A 433-nucleotide genomic window follows, 5' to 3' on the forward strand; every position below is an offset into this window, starting at 1 on the left:
AGGTCATAATCTTTACTATGGGTATAAACGACATGTCCTTGTAGAAAGTAAAGAAGGTTTAGTTCTGTCAGTCAGTACTACAAAAGCATCTAGTCATGATGGTGCCCATTTACCTATATTATTGGATAAAGTATCGCTAAAAGCAGGAAGCAGGCTCTATGGAGATAAAGGCTATAGCGGTTTGCCCAACGAAACTTTACTAAAAAACAAGAAATTAAAATCAGCTATTCAAAAGAAAGGTAGTAGAAATCATCCTTTATCACCTGCTGCTAAACGGTTTAATAAATTGGTATCTAAGACGCGATATAAAGTAGAAAGGGTATTTGGAAGTATTAAGAGGTGGTTCCGTAGTGGAGGGACTAGGTATATAGGCCTTGATAAAACGCATACGCAACATGTTATGGAAGCTATAGCCTATAATTTATATAGAGCT

1 protein-coding gene is annotated in these 433 nt (G+C 36.3%); it reads left to right on the top strand.

The genetic code is table 11. The annotated features are described in order from the left end of the window. On the top strand, nt 1–433 hold a 433-nt coding region (locus ACRRVB_RS05075; RefSeq protein ID WP_432466854.1), incomplete at both ends, for an IS5 family transposase.

This window comes from Candidatus Cardinium hertigii, from assembly GCF_050864855.1.
Taxonomy (GTDB): domain Bacteria; phylum Bacteroidota; class Bacteroidia; order Cytophagales; family Amoebophilaceae; genus Cardinium; species Cardinium hertigii_C.